Genomic DNA, 5102 nt, shown 5'->3' on the forward strand with positions numbered 1-5102 from the left:
GTTCTGTGGAGATGGCGGCAAATTGAATAAAAAACGGCTCATAAGGAGCCGTTTTTGCGGGTAAATACTTTACAGGCTAGGGAGTAAGCCAGAGGGCATTAGTCGGTTATAGGTACCGGTTTGCACCAGCGCATTGGGTTCTGTGGAGATGGCGGCAAATTGAATAAAAAACGGCTCATAAGGAGCCGTTTTTGCGGGTAAATACTTTACAGGCTAGGGAGTAAGCCAGAGGGCATTAGTCGGTTATAGGTACCGGTTTGCACCAGCGCATTGGCCTTTTCGATATCAGGCGCAAAGTAGCGGTCTTTGTCGTAAAACGGCACCACGCCGCGTAACTCGGCTTTGGCTTGCTCTAAGCGCTGAGAGGTTTTATTGGGCGCGCGAAAATCAATCCCTTGGCTGGCCGAAAGTAGCTCAACGGCCAAAATGCCGCGGGTGTTGGCACTCATGTCATGCAAGCGACGCGCAGCGAAAGTCGCCATGGAGACATGATCTTCTTGGTTGGCAGACGTGGGCAAGCTATCGATAGATGCCGGGTGAGCCAAAGTCTTATTTTCGCTTGCCAGTGCAGCAGCGGTGACTTGGGCGATCATAAAGCCGGAGTTGACCCCGCCGTTATTGACCAAAAATGGCGGGAGTTTACTCAAGTTGCTATCAATCAGTAAGGCCATGCGGCGCTCTGATAAGCTGCCGATTTCGGCAATCGCGAGGGCTAAGTTATCCGCGACCATCGCGACCGGCTCGGCGTGGAAGTTGCCGCCGGAAATAATATCGCCATCGTCTGGGAACACGAGCGGGTTGTCAGATACGGCATTTGCCTCGGTGGTGAGCACGTCAGCGGCATGGCGAATTTGTTGCAAGCACGCGCCCATCACTTGTGGTTGGCAACGCAATGAGTAGGGGTCTTGCACTTTTTCACAATTTTGATGGCTGTTGCCAATGTCGCTACTTTCGTCCAACAAGTGACGATAAGCGGCAGCGGCATCCATTTGCGTTTGATGGCCACGCACGGCATGAATGCGTGGGTCAAACGGCCGGCGGCTACCAAGCGCGGCCTCTACCGATAATGCGCCACAGACAGTGGCCGCGGCGTATAAATCTTCGGCTTCAAACAAGCCTTCAAGCGCAAAAGCGGTAGAGGCCTGCGTGCCATTGAGCAGCGCGAGTCCTTCTTTTGGTCCAAGAGTGATGGGCGATAGGCCCGCAATTTTGAGTGCAGCCTCCCCAGAAATAACTTCCCCTTTGTACCGGGCTTGGCCTTCACCGAGCAGTACTGTGCTCATATGTGCCAATGGTGCAAGATCGCCCGAGGCGCCGACTGAGCCCTTTTTGGGAATGCAAGGATACACCTGGTGATTAACCAGCGCTGCCAGTGCTTTTACGACCTCGAAGCGGATCCCGGAGTAGCCGCGCGCCAAGCTGGCTATTTTCAGTACGATCATAAGACGCACGGTGGCATCATCCATAAACTCGCCAATACCAGCGGCATGAGAGAGCACGATTGAGCGTTGCAGGGTTTCTAAATCGTCTAATTCAATCCGAGTATTAGCCAGCAAGCCAAACCCTGTGTTAATGCCATATACGACGCGGTCTTGAGCGAGGATGTCGGCGACGGTGTCGGTACTGGCTTTCATGGTGGCTTCAATGCCATCCGCAAAAGCAATCTGTACAGATTCACGGCTTACTTGCCGCAGTTGGGAAAGGGTGAGTTCGCCCGGTTGTAATGTCAGTGTGGTCATTTTGCTCTCCTTAGCGCAGCGGCTGGTTAGGTAAATCCAGCAGCGGCAGATCGAGTTGTTCTTCTTTGGCGCAATCAATGGCAATGTCATAGCCGGCATCGGCATGGCGCATCACCCCGGTGGCCGGATCGTTTCTGAGTACTCGCGCCACTCGTTGATGCGCATCGTCGGAGCCATCACACACAATCACCACGCCTGAGTGCTGAGAAAAGCCCATGCCGACACCGCCACCGTGGTGCAATGATACCCAGGTTGCACCGGATGCCGTGTTGAGCATGGCGTTTAGCAATGGCCAGTCTGACACGGCATCAGAGCCATCCAGCATGCCTTCGGTTTCACGGTTGGGACTTGCGACTGAGCCTGAGTCAAGATGATCACGGCCAATGACGACCGGCGCTTTGAGCTCGCCATTTTTTACCATATCGTTAAAGGCAAGCGCTAAGCGTGCACGATCTTTGACCCCAACCCAGCAGATACGGGCAGGTAAACCTTGAAATTGAATACGTTCTTTGGCCATATCAAGCCAGTTGTGAAGATGCGGATCATCAGGGATCAGCTCTTTCACTTTTTGGTCGGTTTTATAGATATCTTCTGGATCACCAGATAACGCCACCCAACGGAACGGACCAATGCCTTGACAGAATAACGGACGAATATATGCCGGTACAAATCCTGGAAAATCAAAAGCATTATTGACACCGACTTCTAGCGCCATTTGACGGATGTTATTGCCGTAATCCAAGGTTGCAGCGCCGCGTGTTTGCAGATCGAGCATCGCTTTAACTTGTACGGCCATCGAGGCTTTCGCGGTTTTGACTACCTCGGCTTCGTTGTCTTTACGCTGTGCCGCGGCTTGCTCCATGGTCCAGCCTTGCGGCAGATAACCGTTAAGGGGATCGTGGGCCGAGGTTTGGTCGGTGACCACATCGGGGGTGATATGACGTTCCACCAGCTCTGGGAAAATATCGGCTGCATTGGCCAATAAGCCAATCGACACGGGCTTGCCTTTGGCGTCGCCATTAAAGTGTTGTTTCGCCACCGCGACAAACGTCTCGTAGGTGCCTTGCACAATGCCTTGCGAGCCAATGTAAATCCAGCTGCCTGCCGTCATCTGGCCGTACATCATCAGCCCTTGCTTATCGAGCTCGTTAAAATGTTCCCAGTTTGCCCAATGCGGGACCAAGTTGGAGTTGGCAATCAATACACGTGGCGCATCTTTGTGGGTGGGGAAGACACCCACCGGTTTGCCGGATTGCACCAGCAAGGTTTGATCGTCGTTCAGGCGTTTTAGTACCTCGACAATCTTGTCGAAACATTGCCAATTGCGGGCAGCTCGGCCAATGCCACCATAGACCACCAAACCATTAGGATGCTCGGCCACGTCAGGGTGTAGGTTATTCATCAGCATACGAAGCGGCGCTTCGGTTAACCAACTTTTTGCATTAAGCTCAGGCCCGGTAGGGGCTTTCACGGTGCGTGAATCGAARCGTGGGTCCGTCATGGTTATTCTCCTTGATCGTTGATGGGGTGCGAGCCTGCTTGCTGCGGACAAGATTGATGCGGACAAGCTGTGTGAATCATGGTCCACGCCATACGCGCGGCTAAGCGACTGGTTTGCTGGTCGCGGTCATAATGGGGGTTTACTTCTGTGATATCGCAAATAGGGACGGGAATGTGCTGCTTCTGCGCAACGGTGAACAGGTGCCGAATTAACGGCTCAATCACCGCGACTGGCACGCCGTAAGCTGCAGGGGCGCTCACTCCAGGCGCGACACTAGCGGGAAACACATCCATATCGACAGTAAGATAGAGATAATCACAGCCTTGAATAAACTGGGTTAATCGCGCTTTTAACGCCGGTAATGCGTCTACCTGCATATTGATATCTTCTTCTACCCAGCAATGGCGTTGCTCGGCTTTATCGAACAGCGCTTGGGTATTGCTGGTGCGGCTTACGCCAAGGCAGGCATAGTGGAATGGCCAACCTTTTTTGTCACAATATTGGGCGATTTGTGCGAAGGGTGTGCCTGAGCTGCCGGCGTGACTGCGCCCTTGTGGCGTGCGCAAATCAAAATGGGCATCAAAGTTAATAATACCAATCTTAGGCGGCTGCGCGGGGTCGTTGACACGGGAGTGTGTCAAATGACGGGATAAGCCCTGAAAGCTCGCCCATGCAGTTTCATGGCCGCCGCCTAGGGTTAAGACCCGGTGCTGTGGCAACGAACGATGGATTTGCTGACTTAATCCTTGCTGGGCCAATACCAGATCTGCGTCATCACATACTACGGTTCCGCCATCATAAAGCGGATGGCTGTTATGCCAGGCGAGGTTTGCCAGTGCTTGTCGCAGCGTTTCAGGGGCAAGGGCTGCACCGAGGCGGCCTTGATTACGCGCTACTCCTTCATCGCAGGCAAACCCATAGATCACGACACCTGGCGGCTGTTCGACGCTGTTATCGTAGGCGCTGATGGTTTGGTGCAAACGCAGACCGCGCTCTCCATCTTCTGGATCAATACGTCCTTGCCACACGGTCATATCAGCAGGAAGATGTTTCATTCTTGATTCTCCTGGTGGGGCGTGCTCTGCGGAGTCGGTGTTGCGGGATACCAGACCCCGTTGACCACTCTTCCGACTAAGGGCGCCGTGCCGACCATATAACTGAGCTCGGCTGGGGTGTCGCACTGCCAAACGGCAAAATCGGCATCAAACCCAACCGCGATTTGACCTTTGTTTGTTAAGCCCAGTGCTTGGGCGGCATGACGGGTGACGCCGTAAAGGTTCTCTTTTGGCGTGAGGCCAAATAAGGTGGAAGCCATGTTCATCATGAGCGTCAATGAGGCAAAGGGCGAGGTGCCGGGGTTGAAGTCAGTGGCGATCGCCATGGGGACATGATGTTCACGTAATGCTTCAATCGGTGGCATTTGGGTTTCACGTAAAAAGTAAAACGCGCCGGGAAGCAGGGTTGCCACAGTGCCAAATTCGGCCAAAATCTGGGTGTCAGCCTCTGACAAATACTCAATATGATCCACCGAATAGGCCCCGGCTTTGGCCGCCGCCACACTGCCGCCCAGGTCGCTTAATTGCTCGGTATGGGCTTTAATGTTGAGTCCATGAGCATTGGCAGCCGCATAGATTTTTTCGGCCTGGTCGACGCTAAAGGCAATGTTTTCACAGAACACATCCACGGCGTCAGCAAGCTGTTGCTCCGCCGCGGCCGGGATAATGGATTGACAGATATGCGCAATGTAATGATCCGCATCGTGTTGATATTCCGGCGGTATAGCATGAGCGGCGAGCAAGGTCGTAGAGACATTCACGGGTAAATGCTGCTCGATAGCTTTCGCCACCCGAAGCATTTTTAGC

Annotated in this window: 4 protein-coding genes; all 4 read right to left on the minus strand. The window is 53.5% G+C overall.

Translation table 11 applies throughout. The annotated features are described in order from the left end of the window. Positions 1-206 precede the first annotated feature (206 nt). Positions 207-1739, minus strand: coding sequence for a histidine ammonia-lyase (hutH, locus tag BZG79_RS11350; RefSeq protein WP_077774438.1), 1533 nt, complete (start codon positions 1737-1739; stop codon positions 207-209). Positions 1740-1749: 10 nt separating this feature from the next. Continuing rightward, a complete protein-coding gene (gene hutU / locus BZG79_RS11355; RefSeq protein ID WP_077774439.1) occupies positions 1750-3240 on the minus strand; it encodes a urocanate hydratase in 1491 nt (496 codons plus the stop codon). 2 nt (positions 3241-3242) lie between these two features. Continuing rightward, the gene (gene hutG, locus BZG79_RS11360; protein ID WP_077676796.1) at positions 3243-4295 is read right to left on the minus strand and encodes a formimidoylglutamase; all 1053 of its coding nucleotides are present in this window, start codon (positions 4293-4295) and stop codon (positions 3243-3245) included. Further along, the coding region (gene hutI / locus BZG79_RS11365) for an imidazolonepropionase (protein WP_077774440.1) at positions 4292-5102 on the minus strand (811 nt) is incomplete at its 5' end. The genes hutI and hutG, both read right to left, overlap by 4 nt.

It is taken from the genome of Salinivibrio sp. MA427, from assembly GCF_001996115.1.
Classification (GTDB): Bacteria; Pseudomonadota; Gammaproteobacteria; order Enterobacterales; family Vibrionaceae; genus Salinivibrio; species Salinivibrio costicola.

Excerpts from the sequence above, each read along its gene's own strand:
- hutH (WP_077774438.1), bottom strand. The coding sequence starts at position 1,739 with ATGACCACACTGACATTACAACCGGGCGAACTCACCCTTTCCCAACTG.
- hutG (WP_077676796.1), bottom strand. The coding sequence starts at position 4,295 with ATGAAACATCTTCCTGCTGATATGACCGTGTGGCAAGGACGTATTGAT.